At 45.9% G+C, this 24,955-nt stretch carries 24 protein-coding genes; 9 read left to right on the top strand and 15 right to left on the bottom strand.

The window, feature by feature from the left end; translation table 11 throughout:
* Positions 1–217 precede the first annotated feature (217 nt).
* Complete coding sequence (locus QUA16_RS00585) at positions 218–361, top strand: chlorophyll a/b-binding protein (RefSeq protein WP_006632525.1); 144 nt, start codon at positions 218–220, stop codon at positions 359–361.
* Between the two features lie 197 nt (positions 362–558).
* Here QUA16_RS00585 and QUA16_RS00580 read toward each other — a convergent pair whose 3' ends face one another.
* The 7 genes from QUA16_RS00580 to QUA16_RS00550 form a co-directional block, all read right to left on the bottom strand.
* A complete protein-coding gene (locus QUA16_RS00580) occupies positions 559–771 on the bottom strand; it encodes a hypothetical protein (RefSeq protein WP_333104179.1) in 213 nt (70 codons plus the stop codon).
* A 109-nt stretch (positions 772–880) separates the two neighbouring features.
* On the bottom strand, positions 881–1,099 hold the full coding sequence (locus QUA16_RS00575) for a hypothetical protein (RefSeq protein WP_190655558.1): 219 nt from the start codon (positions 1,097–1,099) through the stop codon (positions 881–883).
* Positions 1,100–1,560: 461 nt separating this feature from the next.
* A complete protein-coding gene (locus QUA16_RS00570; RefSeq protein ID WP_333104178.1) occupies positions 1,561–1,953 on the bottom strand; it encodes a response regulator in 393 nt (130 codons plus the stop codon).
* Positions 1,954–2,318: 365 nt separating this feature from the next.
* Positions 2,319–4,889, bottom strand: coding sequence for a PAS domain S-box protein (locus QUA16_RS00565; protein ID WP_333104177.1), 2,571 nt, complete (start codon positions 4,887–4,889; stop codon positions 2,319–2,321).
* Between the two features lie 638 nt (positions 4,890–5,527).
* Positions 5,528–7,774, bottom strand: a complete 2,247-nt coding sequence (locus QUA16_RS00560) for a glycoside hydrolase (protein WP_333104176.1) — start codon at positions 7,772–7,774, stop codon at positions 5,528–5,530.
* A gap of 199 nt (positions 7,775–7,973) precedes the next feature.
* The gene (locus QUA16_RS00555) at positions 7,974–8,210 is read right to left on the bottom strand and encodes a NifU family protein (protein ID WP_333069956.1); all 237 of its coding nucleotides are present in this window, start codon (positions 8,208–8,210) and stop codon (positions 7,974–7,976) included.
* Between the two features lie 280 nt (positions 8,211–8,490).
* Positions 8,491–9,141, bottom strand: coding sequence for a DUF3386 domain-containing protein (locus tag QUA16_RS00550; protein ID WP_333104175.1), 651 nt, complete (start codon positions 9,139–9,141; stop codon positions 8,491–8,493).
* A gap of 271 nt (positions 9,142–9,412) precedes the next feature.
* On the opposite strand from QUA16_RS00550, the gene QUA16_RS00545 reads away from it, so the two are divergent.
* The 3 genes from QUA16_RS00545 (at position 9,413) to QUA16_RS00535 (ending at position 12,628) form a co-directional block, all read left to right on the top strand.
* Positions 9,413–10,594, top strand: a complete 1,182-nt coding sequence (locus QUA16_RS00545) for a transposase (protein WP_333104174.1) — start codon at positions 9,413–9,415, stop codon at positions 10,592–10,594.
* Between the two features lie 226 nt (positions 10,595–10,820).
* Positions 10,821–12,359 (top strand): PAS domain S-box protein, encoded by a 1,539-nt coding sequence (locus tag QUA16_RS00540; protein WP_333104173.1) that lies wholly within the window; start codon positions 10,821–10,823, stop codon positions 12,357–12,359.
* Between the two features lie 116 nt (positions 12,360–12,475).
* Positions 12,476–12,628: a hypothetical protein gene (locus QUA16_RS00535; protein ID WP_333180964.1), complete on the top strand. Its 153-nt coding sequence runs from the start codon at positions 12,476–12,478 to the stop codon at positions 12,626–12,628.
* 288 nt (positions 12,629–12,916) lie between these two features.
* Here QUA16_RS00535 and QUA16_RS00530 read toward each other — a convergent pair whose 3' ends face one another.
* Positions 12,917–13,726, bottom strand: coding sequence for a GAF domain-containing protein (locus QUA16_RS00530; RefSeq protein ID WP_333104172.1), 810 nt, complete (start codon positions 13,724–13,726; stop codon positions 12,917–12,919).
* Between the two features lie 1,047 nt (positions 13,727–14,773).
* Between QUA16_RS00530 and QUA16_RS00525 the strand changes: the two genes are divergently transcribed.
* Positions 14,774–14,944 (top strand): hypothetical protein, encoded by a 171-nt coding sequence (locus QUA16_RS00525; RefSeq protein WP_333104171.1) that lies wholly within the window; start codon positions 14,774–14,776, stop codon positions 14,942–14,944.
* 26 nt (positions 14,945–14,970) lie between these two features.
* On the opposite strand, the gene QUA16_RS00520 is transcribed toward QUA16_RS00525, so the two are convergent.
* Positions 14,971–16,869, bottom strand: a complete 1,899-nt coding sequence (locus QUA16_RS00520) for an ATP-binding protein (RefSeq protein ID WP_333104170.1) — start codon at positions 16,867–16,869, stop codon at positions 14,971–14,973.
* 563 nt (positions 16,870–17,432) lie between these two features.
* On the bottom strand, positions 17,433–17,660 hold the full coding sequence (locus tag QUA16_RS00515; RefSeq protein WP_015176471.1) for a type II toxin-antitoxin system CcdA family antitoxin: 228 nt from the start codon (positions 17,658–17,660) through the stop codon (positions 17,433–17,435).
* 327 nt (positions 17,661–17,987) lie between these two features.
* On the opposite strand from QUA16_RS00515, the gene lepA reads away from it, so the two are divergent.
* Both lepA and QUA16_RS00505 read left to right on the top strand, forming a co-directional pair.
* The gene (gene lepA, locus QUA16_RS00510; protein WP_333104169.1) at positions 17,988–19,802 is read left to right on the top strand and encodes a translation elongation factor 4; all 1,815 of its coding nucleotides are present in this window, start codon (positions 17,988–17,990) and stop codon (positions 19,800–19,802) included.
* A gap of 148 nt (positions 19,803–19,950) precedes the next feature.
* Entirely contained in the window at positions 19,951–20,574 is a 624-nt protein-coding gene (locus QUA16_RS00505; RefSeq protein ID WP_333104168.1) for a hypothetical protein, read from the top strand.
* Between the two features lie 66 nt (positions 20,575–20,640).
* Here QUA16_RS00505 and QUA16_RS00500 read toward each other — a convergent pair whose 3' ends face one another.
* The 3 genes from QUA16_RS00500 to QUA16_RS00490 are packed head-to-tail and all read right to left on the bottom strand — an operon-like array spanning position 20,641 to position 21,728.
* Positions 20,641–21,087 carry a DUF5958 family protein gene (locus tag QUA16_RS00500; RefSeq protein WP_333104166.1) on the bottom strand — a complete coding sequence of 149 codons (447 nt, stop codon included), beginning with the start codon at positions 21,085–21,087 and terminating at the stop codon, positions 20,641–20,643.
* A gap of 54 nt (positions 21,088–21,141) precedes the next feature.
* Positions 21,142–21,531, bottom strand: a complete 390-nt coding sequence (locus QUA16_RS00495; protein WP_333104165.1) for a type II toxin-antitoxin system death-on-curing family toxin — start codon at positions 21,529–21,531, stop codon at positions 21,142–21,144.
* Positions 21,531–21,728, bottom strand: a complete 198-nt coding sequence (locus QUA16_RS00490) for a DNA-binding protein (RefSeq protein ID WP_333104164.1) — start codon at positions 21,726–21,728, stop codon at positions 21,531–21,533. Before QUA16_RS00490 ends, QUA16_RS00495 begins: the two co-directional genes overlap by 1 nt.
* 166 nt (positions 21,729–21,894) lie before the next feature.
* Here QUA16_RS00490 and QUA16_RS00485 point away from each other — a divergent pair, with 166 nt between their 5' ends.
* A complete protein-coding gene (locus tag QUA16_RS00485) occupies positions 21,895–22,194 on the top strand; it encodes a type II toxin-antitoxin system HigB family toxin (RefSeq protein ID WP_333104163.1) in 300 nt (99 codons plus the stop codon).
* Positions 22,178–22,582, top strand: coding sequence for a transcriptional regulator (locus QUA16_RS00480; RefSeq protein WP_333104161.1), 405 nt, complete (start codon positions 22,178–22,180; stop codon positions 22,580–22,582). Before QUA16_RS00485 ends, QUA16_RS00480 begins: the two co-directional genes overlap by 17 nt.
* Before the next feature lie 182 nt (positions 22,583–22,764).
* Here the strand turns inward: QUA16_RS00480 and QUA16_RS00475 are convergent, their stop codons facing one another.
* Complete coding sequence (locus QUA16_RS00475; RefSeq protein WP_333104159.1) at positions 22,765–23,313, bottom strand: hypothetical protein; 549 nt, start codon at positions 23,311–23,313, stop codon at positions 22,765–22,767.
* A gap of 232 nt (positions 23,314–23,545) precedes the next feature.
* On the bottom strand, positions 23,546–24,955 hold a 1,410-nt coding region (locus QUA16_RS00470), incomplete at its 5' end, for a calcium-binding protein (protein ID WP_445305404.1).

Here is a 24,955-nt window from a genome sequence, read left to right as displayed (position 1 = left end):
AGCTCCGGAGCTGTGTAAAACTCACTGTTTCTATACTATCCAATCCGGTGTCATCATTAAAAACCTACCCCTGAAAGCCCCCGCGAGCCCCTCTCCCGCCTGGCCCATCCCGCTTACCTCCGGCATTTGAACAGCAAATGTAAAAATATGTTGCAAACTTGGTACTGCTGTGTTAAGTTTAGTTACATAAGGTTGAAATTAAACGAGGTTTCTGGTCATGGAAAACAAAGACGCAAAGTTGGGCTTTACTGAGTTCGCTGAAACCTGGAACGGCCGCTTGGCAATGTTGGGCTTCGTTATCGGCCTAGCTACCGAATTCCTCACCGGTCAAGGCATTCTCTCTCAAATCGGTTTGATGTAATCAGCTTAACTGCATACAATAGCTGAAATTCAGTCGGGCGATCGACCCCATCACAAGTGTACTCATCCCCCCGCTAAGAAGTCCCCTTCACTTCACACGGAAGGGGATGAGTGCATTTTTTATCAAAAAATCCCACAGAGGGCACAAACAAAAATCTTTTCCGTCTCAATATTTATCGCGAGACTAACTCCAGCAAACTAAGCAATTTCTACAGACTCAAAAATCCTAAATTTAGGAGTCAAAGCCGGATGGTTCACCAAACCGTCGCGTTTGTGATTCCGCACGCTGTTAAGTAAAATCATCTCCGACAGATCCGGCATTTCCTGCCAGCAGTGCGAGCAGAACCAATAAATGCGATTGTGGCGAGCGTGGCGGAGCAATTTAGAGGAGCAACAAGGGCAACTATTCATGATATTTTAAACCTTTTTTGAAGATATGGAGCGATAACCCGATCATTAGAGAGATTCACGAAGGCCTGCACATCTCAATTCCAGCAGGCACCAAAATAAAAAATCTCTTTCACTCACAGCTTTGAGCGTCGCGCAAGTAGCACTTTTGGAGGCCCAAGAGTAACACCACAATCAAAAGCTGAACGCTCCAAGGAGCCCAAGAGAAACCCCAAATAAAACAACCCAGCCCTGCCCAAGCCACAAGAACAAAAATATCTTGAGAGGTTTGCCAGTAAACCCAGACTGCTGCCAGAGAAACTATTAGTAGCAAAATGTAAGCTGAGGGCATAATCGTCTTCTCCCAATGTGTCTGTCAACAGTCAGGAGCGATCCCTGACGTTCTGCTTAAACATAAAACTAAAACCTGAAGAACTTATGAAGACGACTGAGTTGTTACAAAAAGTAAAATACTCCTGCCAGCTTATATTTTCCCGATAAATCAGTAGGAATACGGTTCTCATGGCTGAGGCCGAATTCGGTTCAATGAACGCACTACCAATAGGGATTTAGGCATCCTAATTGGTATCAATTTCACCCCAAGACCGGCAGGGTTGAAATTGATACCGGACTGAGGTTTTGAGTCTTAAGCTGACAGGACGAAAGGTGCGGCGCCTAAATCGCTACATATATCCTGTCCGATCGCCCTGATTCGATCTAAGGAACCATACCAAAGAAACCAAGTTTTTTTAACTCTCTTTGCCTGCAAAACTACTGCTTAAAAAGCTGCACAATTCCATGCGCGCGATCGATCTATTCTTGCTCCCAGCCCAAAGCCTCAGCGACCTGAGCCGCCAAAAACATCGGTTCAAAAGGCTTAGCAATCACGCTCACTACCCCCAAATCCGCGAACATCCGCCTGTCCCCAGCCAGAGCCTTAGCCGTTAATAAAATTACCGGAATGTGCTGCGTAGCCTTATTAGCTTGTAACTGTATAAAAGTAGTAGGCCCGTCTTGGTCGGGCATCATCACGTCCAATAGAATAGCATCAGGCTGTTCGGCAAGAGCCTTAGCAACACCCTCGCGGCCCGAACTCGCTGTCAGGACTTCCCAGCCCCCCACCAGTTCAAGACTGACTTGAGCTACTTCCCGAATATCTTCCGCATCGTCAATAACCAAGATGCGCTTGGCAGTCAAAATTAACATTTTTTTAGGAATGAGAACTGATCATAGATTAGATGTGAAATGTGAATATTTTGTAAAGCAAATTATCTTACCCGATCGGACTGTACAGTAAATTTTCAAAACTGTATAGCAGATGTTGAAGAAAGAAGGAACTAGCAAGACCGAAGTTGCGATCGACCGCCAGGGTTTCAACTAAGAACATCCTAACCGTCTGGCGCGGTTGCTGTAAAAGATCCCACCCAAAAAAGCCGCTTTTCGACCTCAAATCGCGCTTTTTGCCCGCAGTCCCCAAACTGCAGAAAAGGCTGAGATTGTTTGTCGATGACTCGATCGAACAATCTGCACAAAATCATTAATTTTGGGTACACCAGGGTAGAAATTAACTTTCAGTTGCCAGCCGCTTCTAACCCCTCCCTGAGAATTGGCAGACTTAAGAAAAAAGTGCTGCCCTCCCCCAAAACGCTCTCCACCCACATCCGCCCCCCGTGCTGCTGCACGATACTGCGACAAATAGCCAGCCCCAAACCAGTACCTCCCTTCTGGCGAGAATCAGAAGCATCAACTTGTTGAAAGCGTTCAAAGACCATCTCCAGCTTGTCTGACGGAATACCCCGCCCTTGGTCTTTCACAGCAATCACGATGTACCACGAGCTTGGAACTGGCAAATGCGGAGGCGCGGCTGCAGGCTCAGGAGACAACAAAGACGGAGACGACACCGACTTGTGCGCTGCTTTTTCTGCCAAATCCAGATTGTGGGTCAACTCCCCGCTCAGCCAAACCGTAGCGCCGGAGGGAGAAAATTTAATAGCATTACTGAGTAAATTTGTCAAGGCTTGAATTAGCCGATCGGGAACAGCTTGCAATTGCGCCTTCACAGGCTTCACCGACAGAGTAACTCCCGCCTGCTGAGCCATTCCCTGCATCTCGTCAGCCGCCTGCAACATCAGGTCAGCCACATTGCAAGTTTGTTTGATGGCAGTGCTGTAACTTGACTCCATCCGCTCTAAATCTAGGATGTCGTTGACCAAGCGCACCAAACGGTCAGTGTTAGTGACAGCAATCTCCAGCATCCGCTTAGCTTTCTGGGGGTAAGCGTCCAGCAGGCCGCTGTTGAGGAGGCCGAGGGCGCCGTGAATTGAGGTCATGGGCGTCCGCAGTTCGTGGCTGACAACAGAGATGAATTCATCTTTCATGCGCTCGACGGCAAGCCGCTCCGTGATATCTTTAAAAGTCACCACAGCTCCAATAATTTCGCCTTGTTCTCGCATCGGAGCGACAACGTACTCAACCGGAAAACTGCTCCCGTCTCGCCGCCAAAAAATCTCATCGGTGACGCGCCGCGCCTCTCCATCTTCCAATGTGGCTAAAATTTGAGAACTTACCCGCTTCGGCAGCAGTTTGCCCGCCTGCGGTGCGGCGCAGTGTGGAACAAGTTCCGACTCTGAATTGATTTCTGTTGCAGGTGACAGTTGCTCGATCGCCCTTGAGCATTCTTGCTGTGAACGGTGTAAGCTTTCATAGAGTGGTCGATCGATCAATTGCTTCGATTCGCACCCAGCCATTCTCACCGCCGCTGGATTGACAAAAGTTACTTTTCCCTGTTTGTTCAACCCGCAAATTCCTTCTCCTGCGGAGAACAAAATCATTTCTGTTTGGTGGCGGAGTTGTTCAAAGGCTTTTTCGACTCGCTTGCTGTCGCTGATGTCGCGAGAGATTGTCGAAACGCCCGTTACCGCTCCAGTCGCGTCTTTAATCGGAGAAATCGTCAGGGAGACATCTATCTGTTGACCATCTTTCCGCAAGTGTACGGTTTCGTAATGGTCGATGCTGGCTCCCGCCCTAATATTTTCCAATATTTGAGGCATTTCCTTGGGTCGTTCTGGTATTGCTAAAATCTCGATCGACTGCCCCTTGATTTCCGCAGCACAGTAGCCGTAAATCTTCTCTGCTCCTGCGTTCCAGCTCTGAATTGTCCCGGCGAGGGTTTTGCCGACGATGCCGTCGTCGGAAGACTCGACAATCGACGCTAAGCGCACGAGTTCGTCTCTAGTTTGCTTGTGTTCGGTAATGTCGCGACCCAAAATCACTATACTTTTGCGTCTGCCGTCGGGGTGAAATACGGGTACTTTAATGACATCGTAGATTTTCACAGTACCGTTGGAGCGGAGAATCACTTCTTCTCCCCTAGAAAGCTCTCCTTTTTCCCACGCTTCTCTATCGCTGACCTCGCAAGCCTGTAGGGCCTCGCGGTAAAAACTGCTGAGTTCTCCTAGTTGAGAATCTTTGAGGCCGCGGTAGTCTATTTTTTCTAGCTCGAACACTTCCAAAATCGCTTGATTTGCCTCCTGCCACCTGCCCTCGCCATCTTTGAAGCAGACAATATCTGGCATGGCATTGATCAGCGAGTCTAGATAGGAATTTTCTCGCAGTGCAGTTTCTACCTCCGCCCGCTTGGCGATTTCCCGTTGCAGGTTTTCGTTTGCCGTTTGCAGCGACTCCTTTAACAAACTTTCTGTAAAAGTCTGTTCTTTAATTGTTTCCTGAAGTCTGTGGATTTCTAGCGACTGCCGCCTGCGCGCCAACAAATTCTCTACCCGCAAGTGCAGTTGGACTGGTTCGGCGGGACTTACTATCAAATCGTCTATTCTGCCTTCGAGTGGTTTGGGCTGCTGCCACAATGGCTGCTCAGAAAGAGCAGGCGTTTGGGCTTTACTAACAAGCAAAAACGGTAAAAAGATCGGCTCGGCGGCAGCTTTTAATGATTCTACCAGCGGCCCGATGCGATCGAAATTTGCCTCGTCGAGAATGCACAAGTCAAAAGCGATTTGGGGAATGGGAAATTCCGAGCTGGTATCTAAAGCGCGATCGAGTACGATCACCTCATGCTCGGTGTTGAGGTGGGCGATCGGCAAATTAAGTTGTTGGTGGCGATCGACCAATAGTAAAATGCGGCTCATTAGTTTGTTGATTTCCCCATGACTAATGATATGATCTCCGGTAAATTAACCATTGTATGTTTGGTGTTCAGGAGTTAAGTCCTCTTTTTTATGAAGGATGAAGCCCTCACGACGAACAAATTTTCTAGCCCTCGATCGACCGGACGCGAGCGAAATTATCAAGGCATTAGGTAGCCAGAGTAGAAGCCCCAATTTAATAAAATTGGATAATTATTTAATTTTTTGTTGGTTCAAAAAATGACTAATGACTGTTGACTAATGACTAATGACTAATTCAGAGGGCGGGTTTATATGTATTTGGGTTAACCGTGCTATGAAAGCTGGTAAAACCCGCCCCTACAGCCTAATGACTAATGACTAATGACTAATGACTAATGACTAATGACTAATGACTAATGACTAATGACTGTTGACTAATGACTAATGACTGTTGACTAATTCAGGGGGCGGGTTTATATGTATTTGGGTTAACCGTTCTATGAAAGCTGGTAAAACCCGCCCCTACAGCCTAATGACTAATGACTAATGACTAATGACTAATGACTAATGACTAATGACTAATGACTAATGGCTAATGACTAATGACTAATGACTAATGACTAATGACTAATGACTAATGACTAATGACTAATGACTTTTTACGGCATTCCGATCGGAATCAAAGAATCGAACGGCATACAGCTAGAGTAACGACTCCCATCCGATAAAACCGCAATCAGCCTCACCTGCCAGTCGGGCATAATTTGCAAATCCGCCCAGGGTACTGCTACCTCCAAACATTTATCCACTCCCACTTGAGCGCGGCTAATGCGGGGCTGCCACCGATCGCCCTCTTCTGCTTCCTGAAACCAAATCGATTTCGTCAGCAAATTAATCTCTAACTGATGGTGGTATCGATAGTTTAGCGGTGCTTCGTCAGGTAAACCCGACAGCGGAATCAGACTGTTGTGCATCGTGCGATCGGGATAAAACCAGAACAAATTTAACTGCTGCGGGCAATCAATTCCCGGCCGCACCCCTACCTGGAAGTCGGCGCGAATGTAAAAATTCAAGTGGTCAACCCCGTACCAAAGCCGCTGAATAGCCGAACTCCGGTGCATCGTACCCCTTGCTCCCCCAACTTCAATCCGGCCGGCTTTGTCCCAATCCTGTTCGTTGCCGATACCGTCAATCACCGGGTGAATAAAGCTCAGGGGCAGGTGGTCGCCTTGAACAGAGTGCACCTCTACTTGCCGGCGCACTTCCGGGGGTACGGGCTCGCCGAGAGCTTCGTAAATTCCCGCTACGTGTTCGCGGAATAGCTGGTCGAACATGGCATCTTGGTTTGAGGTGTGGCCTTCGCCAAACCACCAGAACCAGTCGGAACCTTCGGCCGCATAAAGCGCTTCCCAAGCTTCTGGGTTGCTTTCTTCTGTGGCCTCTGGATGGTTTGCCAGCATTTGTCTGGCGGGCCCTAACAAGTCCCAAGCGCGATTTTTCGCGGGATCGCCGATCCAAGTTGTCAGAGAACCGTCCACCCAGGAACCCGTGTGCATTTGGGCTACGGGAATTGTTTCGGTTGCTGGGAATTTGTCGAGAAATTCCGAGACTGTGACTAATTTGATATCTGGATTGTCGCTGAGAGTTTGATAGAGGGATTCTAAGAACGGTTTGCCGTCTTGGGGATAGAATTCCCAGCAATTTTCGCCGTCTAGGGCGATCGTCACTAACCAGGGATTTTCTAAAGCTGTTTGACCGCTGGACTGTCGGTGTTTGAGAGTTCTGCCGATCGCTTCTAAGTGTCCCACTAAATCTGATGCTGCTTTTTCCGGTTCCATCGAACCGTAAGTAAACCCGATCAAGTCGGACAATCTGTGGTCTCTAAATACTATAGCTAAATCGCCGTCAGGAGTTTCTAAACGGTAAGGGCGATATAAGAATTCTGGTTCGTAGACATTCCCTGTCGCGTCGCGGTTAAAAAAGTGTTTAATTGTCCACCCCAATACTGCTTCGTCCGAGACTATCCATTTAAAGCCTTGTTTGGCAATGTAGGGCAAAATTTCCGGGCTGACTGCTTGTTCCGACGGCCACAAACCGCGCGGTTGGCAATCAAACCGGTCTTCATACATTTCCCAGGCTTTTCTCAGGTGTCGGGGAATATCTTCTTCCCACTGAAACCGGTGTTGTGGCAGCGTCATGTTTGGAATGGCTATGCGGCCGCCGTTGGTGTCGGCAAGCAGCGGTAAAATCGGGTGCGTGTAGGGGGTTGTGGAGACTTCCAACTGTCCCTCAGCTTGCATTTTACGGTGCTGGGGAATGATGCGAGCGAGGATTTCTTTTTGTTTTGAGTAGATATTTTTTCTGTCTACCAAACTAAAATTTTGTCCTTGTTTCAGCCACCCTGCAATATCGGGGTCGTCCCAAAACAGCGGGTCAATCCAAGCTAAATTGTGCCAAGCCAGCAAGTCGCTAAAATCCTGCAATTTCCAGTTTTCCAAACACCACTGAATGCCTTTTTCCTGCCGCTGAGTGTAGAGTTGAGCGTAGCGGGGGTGCGGCTGAATCAGGGTGTGGTAATTGGCGTCAAAGAAGTGTTCTAAAATGAACTCTTGTTCTTCGATATTTAAAGTTTCTACTGGCTTTAATGTCACCGCCAAGTAAGGGTCTAATGCTCTGTCTGCGATGCAGTCTTCTATCTGCAAAATCAAGGAGGGAACCAAGTTTACGGTTTGATGAAGCTTGGGATATTTTGCCAGCATTAGCACTAAATCCAAGTAGTCTTTGACTCCGTGCAAGCGCACCCAAGGCAGTCGGTACTGGGCTGTTCCTGCGCTAGCTGATACTCGGGATTTGTAGAGCGGTTGGTGTTGGTGCCAAATGAAGGCTACATAAAGGGGGTGAGACATTGAATTTAGTAATTGGTAATTGAATTTGGTAATTGGTAATTGGTAATTGGTAATTAAATTTGGTAATTGGTAATTGGTAATTAAATTTGGTAATTGGTAACAGTCAACAGTCAACCGTCCACTGCCAACAGTCAACAGTCAACAGTCAACAGTCAACTGTCAACCGTCAACTGCCAACTGCCAATTGCCAACTGATTAATTACATTACCTGTTCGACTTCGGAAATTTCTGGGATAGCCTCGCGCAGGCGACGTTCAATCCCCATTCTCAGAGTCATTGTGGAACTCGGGCAAGAGCCGCAAGCTCCTTGCAGTCTCAGGTGTACCACTGGGCCGTCAATTTCTACGAGTTCGACGTTGCCACCGTCGGATATTAGGTAGGGGCGCATTTCATCGAGAACTGTTTCGACGTTATCTCTGGTTAGTGCTAGTGTCATATTTCGCCTCTGTGATGATTTCTTGTAGTTGATGAAAGTTCGATTTGACTCAAGGGCAGCATTCTCAGCCCGCGCGGGATTTAAGAAACCGGGTTTTTTGATAAAAGACTTAGGCACTCAGGTGAGCCCGCGGCAGGAAACCCGGTTTCTGTCACGCTGATGCTCGATCCCAATTAGCTCTCTCGTTCGATCGTAGCGTTACTTGCCGCCAAATCAAGTTGATTCTGATACGTTAACCAAAAAAACCCGTTTTATTTAAGAAATCGGGTTTTTGAGGCCGCTACACTACTGCTGGTTCTAGCAGTTTGACGTTGGAGTAGTTGAACTCGGTTGTGGTCAGTTGACCTTTTTCTGTCGATCGAACTACTTGCTTGGTCATGACATAATAGTCGCCTATCTTGTCAAAGGTATCTTCAAATTCGAGTTCTTTGATGATTTCGTCGGTTTGGGGGTTGCGGAAAACGGCATCGTAGTGGGTTGCCAAAGAACCTTCGGGTGTCTCTAAGCTTTTGTGCGTGTCAATTACGAAAGCCATGCGGCCCATCACCCGGCTGACTTGACAAATTGAGAGACCTCGGATTTTATAGTTAGACCCCATTGAGTCGCCTTGCACCAAGATGTCCACAGCCTCTGTGCTGTCCTTCTCGCCCAGGGTGAAGCTATTTTTGCCGTGAGATTTTTCAAATGTCGAGCGCTTGCGGTGGGTGACAATATCGCGCATTTGGGTGTAGACGCTTTGCTGCACTTCCTCGTCTTCAATGCCCGTGACTTCCACGCTCATGTCGGGTTTGATCCAAACATGACCCGTATATACTTCGTCGCCCTGTTTGAGTTCAATATCGGCACTGTAACCGGGAAAATTGGCATCCCAGGTATAGCGGTGTTCGTAAGCAGCGCGAAACAAATCGCGAGCGTTGGCTTGCTCTGTCATAAATCCCTCTTTCTCTTGACACCCATCTAGTTTAGCTTAACCGCGAGAAGCCCCACATTCACTGGGTAGGGGAGTTACCCGCACTCCTGGCGAACACTTCTTGGGGGTGCGGCTGGGCTGGCAATTAGGGCGCAACAAGAATTTACCGCAAAAGTGGGTATAAAGCCCCGTCCTTCTAAGACGGCTTTAATTTCTACAATTTGTAAATAATTGTTAAATAGGTAGATTTTGTGGGTAAAAGTTGCAGTAAAAATAATGATAAACTATTCCCATGATAGTATTAGAGTTTAAGTTGAAAGGCAAAGCGGAGCAATATCGGATCATGGACGAAATGATTCGGACGGCTCAATTTGTCCGAAACAAAACTCTTAGACATTGGATAGACAATCAAGGAATTAAGCTGGTAGACCTATACAAACAGTGTGCCATTATGGCGAAAGAGTTTGAATGGGCAGGCAAGCTTAACTCGACGGCACGTCAAGCTTCGGCGGAGCGTGCCATTTTTGCTATAGGGCGTTTTTTTGCTAATTGCAAAGCAAAGAAACCAGGGAAAAAGGGATTCCCGCAGTTCAAAAAGCACACTCGTTCCGTTGAGTACAAACAATCGGGTTGGTCACTTTCTGCCGACAAAAGATGTTTAACATTTAAAGACGGCTTCGCTGCTGGGAAGTTCAAGTTGGTTGGTAGTCGGGATTTGTATTTCTACGCGCCAAACGAGATTAAACGAATCAGAGTCGTGCGTCGTGCCGACGGATACTACGCTCAATTTTGTATCAATGTGGAACGGAAAGAGGAAGCTATTTCCACTGGTAAAGCCATTGGAATAGATGTCGGATTAAACCATTTTTATACTGATAGCGATGGCGAAACAGTTCCTAATCCTCGGTATCTCCGCAAAAGCGAAAAAGCTCTGAAGAGATCGCAGAAGCGAGTTTCTCGGAAAAAGAAAGGTTCTAAAAATCGAAAAAAAGCGATCAACAAGTTAGGAAGAAAACACCTGAAGGTCAGTAGACAGCGTAAAGACTTCGCCATTAAGACGACGCCCGGCGCGGTGAAATCTAACGATTTTGTAGCCTACGAAGACCTTCAGGTGCGGAACATGGTTAAGAACCATAAACTCGCTAAATCAATTAGCGATGCTGCGTGGTCACAGTTTGCTCAATGGTTGGAATACTTTGGAAAAGTGTACGGCAAAACAGTTATTGCTGTTGCTCCTCAGTACACATCTCAGGAATGTTCACACTGTGGCAACCTGGTTAAAAAAACTCTGTCAACTCGAACCCATATTTGTGGTTGTGGTGTGGTGTTAGATCGCGACCATAATGCCGGAAAAAACATTTTGGCAAAGGGATTGAAGCAGGCAGGAATCAATTTAAATACGGTGGGGCACACCGAAATTTACGCTGGGGGACAGACCGATCTCTACTCGCTGATGGTAGCCAAACAGAGATAAGTTCGACTGGATGATCCAAGAATCCCTGCGCCTTTAGGCAAGGGAGTGTCAATTTCTCTATCGGTTGCTATGATTTGAAGAGAAAGTCCCAAAATGCCTGGTTATTGAGAGCGCGATGGGTCGAGCGCCACACACCAGTCTTAGTTATTGGTTATGTTGAAAAAACTTGTGTCCGCTTTTTAGGGGTTGCACCCGCAGGCAACTATTAGATTCCCCCCTTAATAAAATGCTAGAAACTGTCTACAAACACTTAGAAACATTGCAGGAACAAGCTATGGAATTGCCACACCCACAACAGGCAATTTTCACAAAAATTTTGGAGAATTTATCAAATTCTTTGCAGGAAATAGCAGCAAGCAACCTGTTTGAAAGCGCGACATATAACGCGGCAAAGCTGGTTGAAATTGAAAAAAATAATCGCCTCTTGGAACGCACTGTAGCCCAGCAAGTAGGGCAAATCAGACAGTTACGGGAGCAGTTAGAAAAACAAATCAGCCAGCATCGCAGGGACAATCAAGCGTTAATTAAAAGCGAAGCTAAACTGCAAGCTATGCTGCGTAATTCTCCAGATCTAATTAGCATTATTGGCTCCGACGGGCGAGTTCGGTACCACAGCGGAAGCCTACAGCGGCTTTTGGGTTACAACCCAGAAGAAAGAATTGGCAAATTTCACGGCGAGTTAATCCATCCAGACGATTTGCTGGCTTGGCAGACGTATTTTGGTAAGTTGTTAGAAGCTCCCGGAATTGGGGGGGCAATTGAATATCGGAAACGCCATGCTGACGGTTCTTGGATCTACATGGAGTCGGTAGGTAACAGTTTGCTTTACGATTCTAGCGTGCAGGGAATTATAATTAATTCGCGGGAAATAGGGGAACGAAAGCAAGCGGAAATCGCCGTCCGAGAGTCGGAACTCCACTACAGGGTTATGTCGCAAATTACTTCGGATTTTGCCTATTCTTTTAAGGGACTTCCCGACGGCAAGTTCGCCTGCGAGTGGGCGACAGAAGCTTTTGAGCGCTGCACTGGGATCGTTCCTGAAGAATTAGAATCGTTTGGTTGGTGGAACTCGGAACTCGTTCATCCCGACGACAGGGAAATGTTAATTAACCAATTAGAAGGCTGTACTTTCAGTCGCACTGGAGCTAATGAGTATCGCATTATTAATCAAAAAGGCGAGGTGCGCTGGGTGCGGGACTATTGGCAAGTGGTGTGGGACAAAACTGCTGAACGGGTTGTCCGTTTGTGGGGCGCTTGTCAGGAAATTACCGATCGCAAGCAAGTAGAATTGAAACTGCAACTCGTTAACCAAGTTTTCCAAGCCCAGATAGCATCGGCGCCGCTGGCGATTAACTGTACCAGCAATGACGGCAATACCGTTGTTTGGAACCGCGCCGCTGAACAACTTTTTGGCTGGACTGCGGCTGAGGTTTTAGGGAAACCTTTACCGAATATTCCTGAAGGCCAAAAGCAAGATTTTTACGGGCTGCTAAAGTCTGCGTCTAATGGCCAACCGCAAAACGGTTTGGAAATATCTTTGTTGAAAAAAGACGGTAGTTCGATCGATGTTTGGCTTTGGGCCGCACGTGTGCGAGATGCGGGCGGCCAGACTGTCGGCAGTATCAACATATTTTCTGATCTTTCAGAACGCAAGCGCATAGAGGAAGAGCGCCACAAACTAGCAGCGATGAAAGATATGGAGGAACCTTTTTGGGCGCGCTATGTCAGCCCTCCAAAAACTCCGAAAAAAAAGGGCGGTGGGTAATTTTATCAAGCACAAGTTAACAGCATTAAAAGTGCAAAAGAGCAATCTTATGCTTGCAATATCCTTTCCGAGCAAATAAGCTGTGGAGCATTTAAACCAGTAACGAGGCTAGTAGGGTGCGTCATTCGCGAACCCTTACGCTGAAACGGAAAACCTTAGATGCTGACGCACCTTACGCAAGTCCTTTAAATGCCGAACAGCTTAACCTATTTGATGGGAGTCGTTCGAGCGGACATAATATGATAAATACACCGGGCTACTACCTGTAGTAGTTGCTATAGCCTTTCTCAGTAACATGAGGTGGTCATAGGCCTCCGTGGCCTCCGTGGCCTCCGTGGCCTCCGTGGCCTCCGTGGGCATAGGGCTCGCTCCCATACTTCACCACGCTTGAGAATCGCTATATGCTGTACTGTGTAAAACTATAATTCCCTAAAAATAATTGATAAACCAGGTACCGAATTTATTGAGGGAATCTATCGATAAAGTGTCAGCTTTTTCCAGGGTAAAACTTGTGGACACGGTAAATATTAGACTTGTTAAATGCGCCACTAGAAGGTTTACTGATTCCCAGATTTTTCCTGGTTCCTGAAAGTGGCTAACTCTGCGTGAGTTTGGCAAGCTTCACTTAACTCAATGTAATCTAAGATATTGGAAACTACCTGAGAAAGGTGGATAGCCGAACGGTGAGCTTCTTCGATAAAATCTCTCTCCTCTATGGGATCGTCAGCTTGATCGTCTATGGTTAGTTGTAGATAGCCGATGATGTGATTTAAGGGAGTGCGGAGCTCGTGGGACGCCTTCAACAAAAATTGCTTTTTGAGCTGGGATAGTCCTTGTACTCGCTTGCTGCGCTCTTGGTAGAGGGTGGCGAGGGCGATCGCACTTCCTACTTGATCGGCAAGTTCTTGTGCGAAATCGATCTGGGATTGAGTCCAAGGTCGATCGGTCTTACCCTTCCCCGACGATCGACCCTTGCACTGATGCAAGCTAATTATGCCGTTAGGTTGCTCTTGGTAAGCGGTAGCCACCACTAGCAGCGACTGCGGCCCAAAAGAGTCATTGGCTGCAAAGGACTCTACTACCACCGGTTCGAGGGTGGCTAGAGCTTGAAGGAAATGAGGTGCTGCTGTGAGCGAGATTTCCATTCCCAGCATCGGTAAAAATGGTTCTTGGCAGTATTCAGCAGCTACTTTGACTTGCAGGCTAGAACTTTCATAGGGACAAAGGATACAGCGGCTGACGCCTAGTGTTTCTCCCAGACTGTTAACTGTGTGCTGCCAGATGGTATCGAGATCCAAGGTGCGACGAATATTTCTGCCAATTTGGAGTAAAAGTTTTTGCGATTGAGCTGATATTTGCTGATTCATAGCAACCCCTTTTCTACTAGACTGGCAAAAGTTTACCACTCCGGCAACAGAGCAGGGAGTTACTGAATTTGCCAGCCTGCCGGTGTCCGACTTATGAATTACGTAATTCTACTTAAATATTGCCACAGACCGTCAAACATTACTCAGTATTTGCGGTGTCTTTACAAGATCTTTATGATTTTCACATAGAAGAGAGAGCATCCTGTTTTCTTAAAAATCCTTGACAGTAGGGGATTGAAAAGCTGAATCAGTGCTAAAAGTAGGCATGAAGTTCTTGTAAAGTTGGCGGTTTATGGGGGTTTACTCGGAGGTGTGAGCTTCCAGCCGACAGATTAAAGATTAGCTGTTATCCGTATCCCCCGGATTTGATTTATGCCAATTCTGGGTGGGGATCGGAAGTGGCGGGGGTGAGGAATATCAGTCCAAAACTCCCAAGGAGGGAGCTGGGCGACGGATAAAAGTCAATCGATTTTAGATTTTAGATTTTAGATTTTAGATTTTAGATTTTAGATTTTAGAATTGACCCCACGGATAAATTCGGGGGGCAAGTTTCATCGGATACAGGTTTTTTATTTCCCCGGTCCTGAGTCTGCTTTCGGAATGAATCCGGGGGCTTGTATCCTGGATGCGAGGGGGTCAAAATTGATACGTTGGTGGGCGATCGAACTGTGTTTGTAGGATAATTACCAATAATCGATGACTTTTATTCACGAAACGGAACTCACGGATACAGGAATATATAGCCTTTCTCAGAAAGATGAGGTACTCATGGGCATAGGGCATAGGGCATAGGGCATAGGGCATAGGGCATAGGGCATAGGGCATACCTCACCACGCTTGAGAACCGCTATAGCAATTTTTAAGTGAGTAAGGTACAGTTTGGTAATTGGTAATTGGTAATTGGTAAGAAAGCTGGCGAGTACCTCACGAAAGTTGAGAACCGCTCTAGCAGTTTTTTTTCTGCTTCCTGATTCCTGATTCTTTCACCGTCCCGATCACCAATTACTGATGAGCAATTACTGATGATATCATTCCGGCGCAGCCGGAATGATATCAAATCCGCGCTCCGAAGTCGGGCGTAAAGTCGAATCAAGCTGCCAAAAAATAATTCGCGCAATTTTCATTTTTTTACTCACAGTCAACAGTCAACAGTCAACAGTCAACAGTCAACAGTCAACAGTCAACAGTCAACAGTCAACAGTCAACAGTCAACAATGATTACGGTTGCACCGGAATCGATATGATTAATTTTTAAATAGTGGTTCTTGATAAAGCGGCACAGTAAAAGTAACCGTCGAGCCGAGTCCTTCCCCCATACTGTAAAAATTTACTGTACCCCCCATTGCTTCTACCAGTTTTTGAGAAATAGCCAATCCCAAACCCGTGCCGCCGTATTGTCTGGTACGATCGCCGTCCACCTGAAAAAAGGACTCAAATAATTTATCTTGCTTGTCGAGAGAAACGCCAATGCCAGTATCAGCGACTCGAATTTTCACCATTCCGGGGAACTGCTGGTTGTGAACAGTCACCTTTTTCTTAATAACCTCGGCACTGATGCGAATTCCCCCTTCCCCGGTAAATTTAATGGCATTGCCCGTGAGGTTCAAGATTACTTGAAGCAGGCGTTGGTAGTTGCCATACAAAATAATCTCGTCCTCCACAGGGGGTTTTTGGATTTGAAATTGCAATCGCTTTTGCTCGACTTGAACCCGTGTAAAATCCTCAACTTGTTGCAACAGTTCACCGAGTTTGACGGGAGCGAGGTCTAACTCCATTTTGCCAGCTTCAATTTTAGCGACATCCAAAATATCGTTAATCACATTGAACAAATGTACTGCTGATCGGTAAGCTTCTTCGATAAATTGGTGCGCTTCTTCGGGGTCATCTGCCATGCCGTCCATAAGCAGTTTTAGGAAGCCGAGGATGCCGTTGAGGGGGGTGCGGAGTTCGTGAGAAGTATTGGCAAGAAATTGACTTTTAAGTTGGGAAAGAGCTACGGCTTCGGCGCGGGCCTGTTCTAATTCTTGGTAAAGTGTAGCGTGGGCGATCGCACTGCCGACTTGAGCGACTAACTCGCGGGCGAATTCGAGTTCGACAGGACTCCATTTCGGGGAACTGCCGCAGCGGTGCAAACATATCAGTGCATTGGGTTGATCTTCATAGGAGGTAGCTGCTACGAGCACGGAATGGCGGTGGAAGGGATCCGTGGCGGGGGAGGCGTAATCGACTGCTACTGGTTTTAATGTGGCTAAAGTTTGAATCCACCCGGGCTGTTCGGCTGCGCGCAGTTCTACTCCCAGCATAGAAGAGTAAGCTTCTTGACGGTATTCAGCTACTACTTTAAAAGTTTTCGATTGGAGATTTTCGATTTGAGTTGGGGAAAGCGGGGGCGAGGGGTAGCTAGCTATTGACTGTTGTAATTCGGCGGCTGCAGCGGTCGAATTTTGCTGATTTTCGGAGGCAAGGAAGGGGGATGTTTCGAGATTTTCGCTGTCTTTTTTGTAGGAACAGATGATGCAGCGACTCGCGTTTAAAACTTGACCCAAGCTGTTAACAGTTTGCTGCCAAATGGTGGCTAAATCGAGGGTTTTGTGCAAGTTTTGAGCGATTTGGGAGATGATTTTACGGTCGATTTCCGAGTAGGGAGGGAGCGATCTACCGGGGATACGGCTCGCTGGAAGCGACATTCGTTGGCGGGCGTCCAAGAGGGATGGCAAAGCTCGATAGAGCATGAATTCTGGGGAGTCTGGCCGTCTGTCTGTGGGTTTGTCAGACAGCAGCCTTCCCATAACTAAGACTTTTGTAGCTTTGCCGTTTGAGTCGATCGCCGGAGTGAGTGTCAAATCGAAGAGAAAATATTGTCCGGCGTGGCAAAATGGATAGCTGAACCGTTGCGGTACGAGGGTGTCGATCGCCCGCCGCAGCATATCGAGATAAGGCGCAGGGGGGATGGGTTGCAGGGTTTCGCTGAGGGGGCGATCGACAATTTGTTCTGCTGTAAGGTTGTACTGCTCGGCTTTTTGCCAGTAAAAAGATAGATATCGACCAGAGGCGTCTTGGGTAAATACTAATTCAGCCCCTAACTCTTGAAAAAAAACTGTAGAGGCGAGGCTCGATCGCCGAAAATCTGTGTTAGAGTCCATCAGAGTAGGGGATGAAGTAGTTCGGATTTTGGATTCTTGAGTTTTTAATAAATATCTCAAGAATCCCCATTTTTTGGGGCTTCTACTGTTAATTTGTGAGTTATTAATCAATTAAAAAGCTGTTTGCTTTTTAATTAAAACATTAATCCCTCAAAACTCACAATTGGCAACAATTTTAGGCTTCTACTATTGACTTTTGAGTGATTAATGAACTCAGAAAATATTAATTTTTTAATTCTGAGTTCAACTCAAAACTCAAAACTATCCGTTATCAGCCGTTTTGGGTAATTTAAAGATAAAAATTAAGATTGAGAAATTAGGAATCTGCACCGATTAACTATCAACTGTGAAAATTACGCCAAAATATGAGGCTGCGAACATATCAAGTCGGGGAATGGCTCACGCATTTTTTCCCTCACCTAGAATAGTTCCGAGGTTGTGATTTAGCCGAGTTCACTCGCCCACCACCTGTAGCTTTAGCCACGAAATCTGCAGGAGATCGCTTGCGCGATCTAAATTTCACAGCCTGCAGATTGGCGCGCGCCGTCTGGGGCGAGAGTACCTCAGTCGTTCCATTCACCACGCGGCGGGACTGGGGGGTTGCGGCGTAAACTCAGAGCCAGCTCGTCTTCGCGGCGTTCGCCTCTGAGCCACTGCTTGATTGCTGTTTCAATGACTTTGCTGGGGTCATTCGTCAAGTGCTTAATTTGGTCTAGCAGTTCAGAATCTATATGGATAGATAGTTCCACTTTTTCTGACGAACTGTGGGAGGGTATACTTGACTGGCTCATAGTTAAAAAATCCTAGTTTTAATTCTTAGGTTTCAATTCTTTTGATGACAAGCGACTGGACTAGATATTTGCAGTCCCTGATTTGCACCCCACCTTTCCTCAACCGCTTAACAGCTTTCTGTACAATGAGACAGAGAAAAGTTTTTTACTTTTGGGTGTCCGGGCTCGATCGGACACTTGAAGGGTAATAACTGATACTCTTGAGGTTTGCCTCAGTTGTGGTTTCATCTCAATCCCCAGTAAGAGGTTGAAGTAAGCACTCTACTCTTGCTTGTGTAATCATACAACAAAAAGTATCCTTTGCCGATTAGCTCTTCGATAAAAAACATGACTAACGTCCCTGTATCTCGCATTCGTAATTTTTCGATTATTGCTCACATCGACCACGGAAAATCGACCTTGGCCGATCGCCTGTTGCAGGCGACTGGGACTGTGCAGGCACGGGAGATGAAGGAGCAGTTTTTAGACAATATGGATCTCGAACGCGAACGCGGCATTACGATCAAGCTGCAAGCGGCTCGGATGAACTATACTGCCAAGGACGGTCAGGAGTACGTGCTGAATCTGATCGACACTCCGGGACACGTGGACTTTTCTTACGAGGTGTCGCGATCGCTCGCTGCTTGCGAAGGGGCGCTGCTGGTGGTAGACGCATCTCAAGGCGTGGAAGCACAAACCCTGGCAAATGTCTACCTTGCCTTGGGAAACAATCTGGAAATTATTCCAGTTTTAAATAAAATTGACCTGCCGGGGGCAGAACCGGAACGGGTAAAAGGGGAAATTGAAGAAATTATCGGTCTGGACTGTAGCGGGGCGATTGAGGCTTCGGCTAAGGAAGGAATTGGTATAGATGAGATTTTGGAGTCGATCGTCGAATTGGTGCCACCGCCGCAGGATACTGTTGACAAACCGCTGCGGGCGCTAATTTTTGACAGTTATTACGACGCTTATCGCGGGGTAATTGTGTATTTCCGGGTGATGGACGGAAGTGTCAAAAAGGGCGATCGAGTTTTGTTGATGGTTTCGGGTAAGGAATATGTCATCGATGAATTGGGCATCCTTTCACCGACTCAAGTTCCAGTAGACGAACTGCACGCCGGGGAAGTGGGTTATCTGGGCGCGGCAATTAAAGCCGTAGCTGATGCTCGCGTCGGCGATACGATTACTTTGGTCAAAAAGCCGGCACCGGAGCCTTGGCCGGGTTATACAGAGGCAAAACCGATGGTTTTTTGCGGCTTGTTCCCGATCGATGCTGACCAATTTCCCGATTTGCGGGAAGCTTTAGAAAAACTCGAACTCAACGATGCGGCGCTTTCTTACGAACCGGAAACTTCGAGTGCGATGGGATTTGGTTTCCGCTGCGGTTTCTTGGGTTTGCTGCACATGGAAATTGTGCAAGAAAGATTGGAGAGAGAATACAATTTGGATTTGATTGTTACGGCTCCTTCTGTGGTTTATCAAATCACAACAATTAAAGGGGAAGTATTAACAATTGACAATCCCAGCCACTTGCCCGATCCTCAGTATCGCGAGAAAATTGAGGAACCTTATGTACGGGTAGAAATGCTGTCGCCGGAAACTTATGTGGGCGCGCTGATGGAACTGTCTCAAAGTCGGCGCGGCATTTTTATGGATATGAAGTATCTGAGTCAAGGCCGAACTACGCTGGTTTACGAGTTGCCTTTGGCGGAGGTGGTGACGGACTTTTTTGACCAGATGAAATCGCGATCGCGCGGTTATGCGAGCATGGAGTATCACCTCATCGGTTATCGCGAAAATCCGTTGGTGAAAATGGACATTTTAATTAATGGCGATCCGGTTGATGCTTTGGCGATGATCGTACACCGGGATAAGGCTTACAATGTGGGCCGCGGGTTGACGGAAAAACTGAAGGAGTTGATTCCTCGCCATCAATTTAAGGTGCCGATTCAAGCGACAATTGGCGCGAAGGTGATTGCTTCGGAACACATTCCGGCTTTGCGGAAAGATGTGTTGGCGAAGTGTTACGGCGGTGATATTTCGCGGAAGAAGAAGTTGCTGCAAAAGCAGGCGAAGGGTAAGAAGCGGATGAAGTCTGTGGGTACTGTGGATGTGCCGCAGGAGGCTTTTATGGCTGTGCTGAAGCTCGATCGAGATTCGTAATTTGTGTGGCCTTTTGTCAGGAACAGGCAAGATGCCTGTTCCACAAAGAGTGAGTTTTCTTGTGGGACGGGCAAGAGGCCCGTCCCTAAAAGGCTTAAATTAAAATGGTGTCAAATGTCGGGTATAATTATCGAAATGTTATATAATCATGTTAAATCTAAAGCTTCCCGAACAAAGGCGAAAACTTTACATTGAAATTGCATTGCGTAGATGTCGTCCCGGTAGTGGCAGCAGTCGAGAGTTTCTGAAGAAAAGAACCTGGAATCATCCCGTGACAAACATTAAAACGATTATTCAAAACACCCTTTTTGTAGTAGTAGGAGGGATTGCTACTCGCCTTTATATGCCTGAACGAATGACCGATGATGTGGATATCTTAGTATTAACTCAGGATGCTGCTAATCTTTATGGAGAATTAGAGCAAGGTGGTAGCAGGAGAACGGGAGAACTTAGCATTGGGGGCAGCACTTGGGAATTGCCTGATGGTACTTATTTGGATGTAATTGAATCAAGGGATTCTTGGGTACGAGAGGCAATTAGAAATCCAAATAATGCCCCGGATGGGTTGCCAATTATCGGATTGCCTTATTTGGTTTTGATGAAACTAAAAGCTAGTCGCGGTATAGATATAGGGGATTTAACGCGGATGTTGGGAGGGGCTGATGAAACTGATTTGCGGTTGGTAAGAAGGGCGGTACAAGATTTCCTTCCTGATGCTGTGGAAGATTTAGAAAGTTTAATTGTTTTGGGAAAGTTAGAAATGGGTGAGTAATTGATGAGGGTGAAATTGATTTGAGAAGAGGTGCGATCGCCCGATCGCATCACAGCTTACTACAACTTAAACAAGAATGCTTTGTTGAAACTCGCGCTGAATTTCATCTAAAATTTTGCGATCGCTCAAATCGCGATGCCACCAGTGGCTACAGCCATCTTGACAATATTTGCAGTACCTGCGCGCATCGGCAATTGCCAATAAACTCATTAACAGGAAAAAGGTTTTGATAGATTCTGAGGGCGGCAGTTTCAAAAGCTTTGCCATTTGTTCTTTTAATCGCCCTCTACTAAGTAACACACAAGGGGTGTAAGTTGGGCGAAGTTTTGATTTGGCAATTGCTAGGGAAACATCTTCTTCTCGCGCCCCTGCTTGGAGGGTCATGTAGGATAGCTGCTGCAATATTTCCTGCTGGTATTCGGTTGGGAAGCTTAAAAACCAGTTTTTTGCATCTTCTTGGCTAATTAATTCTTGTTGAATTTGATTGATTGTAATTTCATCGGCTAGATTCATTTGCCTCTCCTAAGTCTGGCTCAAATATAACGTGAGGTTCTCCGTCATAATTTCTCAAATAGAATTAGGAACAATATGACAGCGCAGCCACTCAGTAAATTCATCGCGGGCGAGATCGCTTGATGCGACTTGTAATATAATTTGTTCTTGCTCTTCCACAGGTGCAGAAATCTCAAAGCCATTCAAAACTAGAAAGACTTCCATTGCTGCGTGACCGATGCGTTTGTTACCATCTAAGAAAGGATGATTTTTAATCAAAGCAAATCCAAGGGCTGAAGCTTTTTCCACGATAGTTGGGTAAAGTTCCTCCCCGCCAAACGTCATGCGCGGCTGAGCTAAAGCTGACTCTAAGGCTCCTAAATTAGCGATGCCAAATGCTCCGCCAGACTGCTCGATAATGCGCCGATAAATTTCTAAGACTTCTGTTAAAGTTAGATAGCGCATTACGCGAGCTTTTGGTAAAGTTCAGCATTCTTTTTGAGGACGTATTCCATAGCATTTTGGAAGGATGTTTCTGGTGGTGCGAGCAAGTTTTCTGCGCCGGCAAGCAGTAATGCTTCTAGGGAAAGGCCGAGGATATTGGCGGTTTCTTGGAGCTTGTGCAGGCGATCGTCTGGAATTGTGATGGTAATGGTTTGCATTCTGTTTGTGGCTGTGACGATACTCTGAGTGTAGCACGTCAACTGTCTGAGCAGGAGTTAGGGTTTTTAAAAGAGCGATCGCACTTTTGGACAGGTCGGGCGATCGCTCTTGACCAAAGAAATTGGTTGAGCTAAACTAAAATTTAGTTTAAATTGCGTATAGTAGATGCACATAATCAGCTACAAACGGGTGCGTGAATACAGCGAAACTCATGCTGATTGCGGGGAAGCTTTGGATAACTGGTTTAAAATTGCTAGCAAGGCTAAATGGTCGAATTTAATTGAGGTACAATCTGTTTTTCCTAAAGCCGAAGCTGTTGGAGGGTTTACAGTTTTTAATATTAAAGGTAATAATTATCAATTAATAGTTAGTATTGATTATGAAAGCCAATTAATTTATATCAAATATATTCTCACCCATGCTGAGTATGATAAGGAGAAATGGAAAAATGACCCTTACTTTTAATCCAGATAAATACAAAGAGTTATTGTCTCAGTATCAGCCGAAAATAATTAGCAATGAAGCGGATAATGAGAAGGCTCTGGCTATGGTGGAAGAGTTGATGCACCGGGGCGATCGCACTCCTGAAGAAGACGAGTTATATGAATTGCTGATTGCATTAATTGAAAAATTTGAGCAAGAATACTATGCACCGGGAGCCACAGCTACTCCTAATTCAATATTGCTGTTTTTGATGGAACAAAGAGAGTTACAACCTGCTGACTTAGTGGGAGTTATTGGATCTGAAAAAAGAGTGTATGAAGTGGTTAATGGCGATCGAGATATTAGCAAAGAGTTGGCATTGATTCTGGGTAGTTTTTTTCATGTAGAGCCGAGTTTGTTTTGTAATTAACGGAAGTGAAATCATTTCTATTTAATTCAGAATTGTATCTGATGAAATTCTGTAGGGGCGGGTTCACCAACAATATCTAACAAGTACAAACAATCTCAATAAACCCGCCCCCACCCAACAGTAAATCGCAATCTACCTCTTTGTCGATCGCACTTTTGGAGCTTAAGGGCGATCGCACTTAATTACGAGATAGCAGAAGCAGGCGCAATTTCGCCGAGTGGCATCAGGAATTCTTGCTTTTCTTCGGGGGTGATATAGCCGCCATTTAGAGCCATTTCCATGAGTTGTTCGACAAATCCCTTTAACTCTGTTATAACTTGAGTTTTATTCAGTTCAAAGTGTTGATTTCTGGATTTTAGGGTAAACTGGTTTGGAGATAAATATCCAAATTCTTTGAAATTACAGCTAATTTTATCGTTGGTTAATGGCTGCAATTCAAGAGTAAGGCACACACTTTCAACAAATTCTATTTTGATTGGTTTCCCTTGGGATAACTCACTAATTTTTTTGGGGAGTTCATCTTCTAGGAGCATACAGATATCGGGGTCTAAAAAAACTTTTAGTTTTTTTTCACCAATTTCTATTGATACTGGGCGATCGCCTTCAAAGCAAAATAGTTTCAAACCTAATTCAAAATGCGAAAGTTCTCCTAATGAGTCATCGGGTGCGTCAGCATATTGTTCGCAATTAGGTTTTTCTAACTGGATTGTAAAATTGATATAGTTATTCATTTTCATCGCTCCTATCTAATGAGGACAGCGTAGCATCATTGAGAACAGGATAAGCAGATTTGAATGTTCCATCTGGTTTCCTTTTAATAAAAGCATGGGTAACATTTTAAATTTAGGAGTGCGATCGCTCTTTTGGAGATTAAGGGCGATCGCTCTTGTGAAAATGAAGAGCGATCGCACTTTTGGACATTAAGGGCGATCGCTTTAATTCTAAACTTGTCTGACGACTAGACTAGAGGATGATAAAATTCGCGGCAGTTAGGGGATCTTTATGGAATACTTGAATTGTATTTCCAGGACTGAGGGTGATCCGAGAAAAAAGCTCTCCAGTAAAAGAATTTGGGCCATTAAAGAAGTTTCCTGGTGCTGCTAAAACATCAGATCCACTGCTAAAACCAAAACTAGCAGCTAACTGTATCTTGTCATCAGCCGCTAAATCACCGATCTCATCTTGACCGTTTGCTACCCCAAAGACAAAAGTATCCTGACCTCCACCACCATAGAGCAGGTCATTCCCAGCACCTCCAATCAGGCTATCATTGCCAGCGACACCGTAAATGCGATCGTTACCGCCTAAACCGTTGAGAGTATCAGGCAAATCTGTGCCAATGACGTTATCATCTCCCTCAGTTGCAGTGGTTGGCGTTGAATCTTGAACGGTAAATCCGTCAAATTTGTAGCCAATATCTGCCAAAATGGCTAAGTCAACTTTTGTGGGGATAAATGCAAATGAAGCACCGCCACTACCCATCAGAGACGATACACCTGATGGCGTTGTAATATTGCTTAGATGAGTGATATCTGTTGCACTGCTTACAGGAATGGGATTGCCTCCATTAACGGCTTTGGCGTTGACACCATTAAAAGATGTACCATTAACTCGGGCACTATTTATAGGTGCCCCCATAAACCCCAGTACATGAGCCAGTTCATGGGTGGCCGTGATAAAAAGGCTAGCCTCATTACCATTTTCACTGGGAGTATCGCTGTAGTCATATGGAGTTTTGTCAACACTATATGCAATATCAGAACCAAAGGAAATACTTCCTAAATAAGGTTCATAATTGACTCCATTTACTCGATCGGGCAAAACATACGAAAAACTGGTTTCATCTTTATAACCAGCACCAGAACTGTTTGTTACTCCAACCGCGAAATTCCTGATAGGTCGAGCCCCGACAAATACCAACACATCGTCGATTTCGTTATCTAAAACGACCTTTTCCAATTTTGAAGTTTGAGGATTTGGTACCCAAAACTCGGTACCAGTGGCAATATTAGGAAACTCGTCTAGGATGACAGATTCCCAGTAGTCTGCTGCTGCTTCCAAAGTAGCTTTGCGGTTGGGGTCATTGAAGAACCCATCAGTATCAAACCGATAGTCGAATGTAATGTTGAAAGTGCTTACCTGGGAAGGAGCGCTAGCCCGACCTTGAGCTTTACCCACAGTCTCGTAGTGTTCCAAAGCACTTTTCACTTGACGAGTCAAAACGGCTTTAGCAACATCATAATTATTGACCAAGTAGAATTTTTCATCAAACGCTGTCGGTTTTACAGGTGCAGGTGTCGGAGTCGTCACAGGCGTCGGAGTCGTCACAGGCGTCGGAGTCGTCACAGGCGTCGGAGTCGTCACAGGCGTCGG

This window comes from Microcoleus sp. S13_C3, assembly GCF_036700905.1.
Lineage (GTDB): Bacteria > Cyanobacteriota > Cyanobacteriia > Cyanobacteriales > Microcoleaceae > Microcoleus.
The sequence above is the reverse complement of the archived record's forward strand: the minus strand, read 5'-3'. Positions and strand labels throughout refer to the sequence as shown.

Coding starts and splice junctions, on each gene's coding strand:
- QUA16_RS00515 (WP_015176471.1), bottom strand. CDS start 17,660: ATGAGCCAGTCAAGTATACCCTCCCACAGTTCGTCAGAAAAAGTGGAA.
- QUA16_RS00485 (WP_333104163.1), top strand. CDS start 21,895: ATGCACATAATCAGCTACAAACGGGTGCGTGAATACAGCGAAACTCAT.
- QUA16_RS00545 (WP_333104174.1), top strand. CDS start 9,413: ATGATAGTATTAGAGTTTAAGTTGAAAGGCAAAGCGGAGCAATATCGG.
- QUA16_RS00575 (WP_190655558.1), bottom strand. CDS start 1,099: ATGCCCTCAGCTTACATTTTGCTACTAATAGTTTCTCTGGCAGCAGTC.
- QUA16_RS00495 (WP_333104165.1), bottom strand. CDS start 21,531: ATGCGCTATCTAACTTTAACAGAAGTCTTAGAAATTTATCGGCGCATT.
- QUA16_RS00500 (WP_333104166.1), bottom strand. CDS start 21,087: ATGAATCTAGCCGATGAAATTACAATCAATCAAATTCAACAAGAATTA.
- QUA16_RS00585 (WP_006632525.1), top strand. CDS start 218: ATGGAAAACAAAGACGCAAAGTTGGGCTTTACTGAGTTCGCTGAAACC.
- QUA16_RS00540 (WP_333104173.1), top strand. CDS start 10,821: ATGCTAGAAACTGTCTACAAACACTTAGAAACATTGCAGGAACAAGCT.
- QUA16_RS00565 (WP_333104177.1), bottom strand. CDS start 4,889: ATGAGCCGCATTTTACTATTGGTCGATCGCCACCAACAACTTAATTTG.
- QUA16_RS00480 (WP_333104161.1), top strand. CDS start 22,178: ATGACCCTTACTTTTAATCCAGATAAATACAAAGAGTTATTGTCTCAG.
- QUA16_RS00580 (WP_333104179.1), bottom strand. CDS start 771: ATGAATAGTTGCCCTTGTTGCTCCTCTAAATTGCTCCGCCACGCTCGC.
- QUA16_RS00525 (WP_333104171.1), top strand. CDS start 14,774: ATGATATCAAATCCGCGCTCCGAAGTCGGGCGTAAAGTCGAATCAAGC.
- QUA16_RS00520 (WP_333104170.1), bottom strand. CDS start 16,869: ATGGACTCTAACACAGATTTTCGGCGATCGAGCCTCGCCTCTACAGTT.
- QUA16_RS00505 (WP_333104168.1), top strand. CDS start 19,951: ATGTTAAATCTAAAGCTTCCCGAACAAAGGCGAAAACTTTACATTGAA.
- QUA16_RS00560 (WP_333104176.1), bottom strand. CDS start 7,774: ATGTCTCACCCCCTTTATGTAGCCTTCATTTGGCACCAACACCAACCG.
- QUA16_RS00570 (WP_333104178.1), bottom strand. CDS start 1,953: ATGTTAATTTTGACTGCCAAGCGCATCTTGGTTATTGACGATGCGGAA.
- lepA (WP_333104169.1), top strand. CDS start 17,988: ATGACTAACGTCCCTGTATCTCGCATTCGTAATTTTTCGATTATTGCT.
- QUA16_RS00555 (WP_333069956.1), bottom strand. CDS start 8,210: ATGACACTAGCACTAACCAGAGATAACGTCGAAACAGTTCTCGATGAA.
- QUA16_RS00550 (WP_333104175.1), bottom strand. CDS start 9,141: ATGACAGAGCAAGCCAACGCTCGCGATTTGTTTCGCGCTGCTTACGAA.
- QUA16_RS00490 (WP_333104164.1), bottom strand. CDS start 21,728: ATGCAAACCATTACCATCACAATTCCAGACGATCGCCTGCACAAGCTC.
- QUA16_RS00475 (WP_333104159.1), bottom strand. CDS start 23,313: ATGAATAACTATATCAATTTTACAATCCAGTTAGAAAAACCTAATTGC.
- QUA16_RS00530 (WP_333104172.1), bottom strand. CDS start 13,726: ATGAATCAGCAAATATCAGCTCAATCGCAAAAACTTTTACTCCAAATT.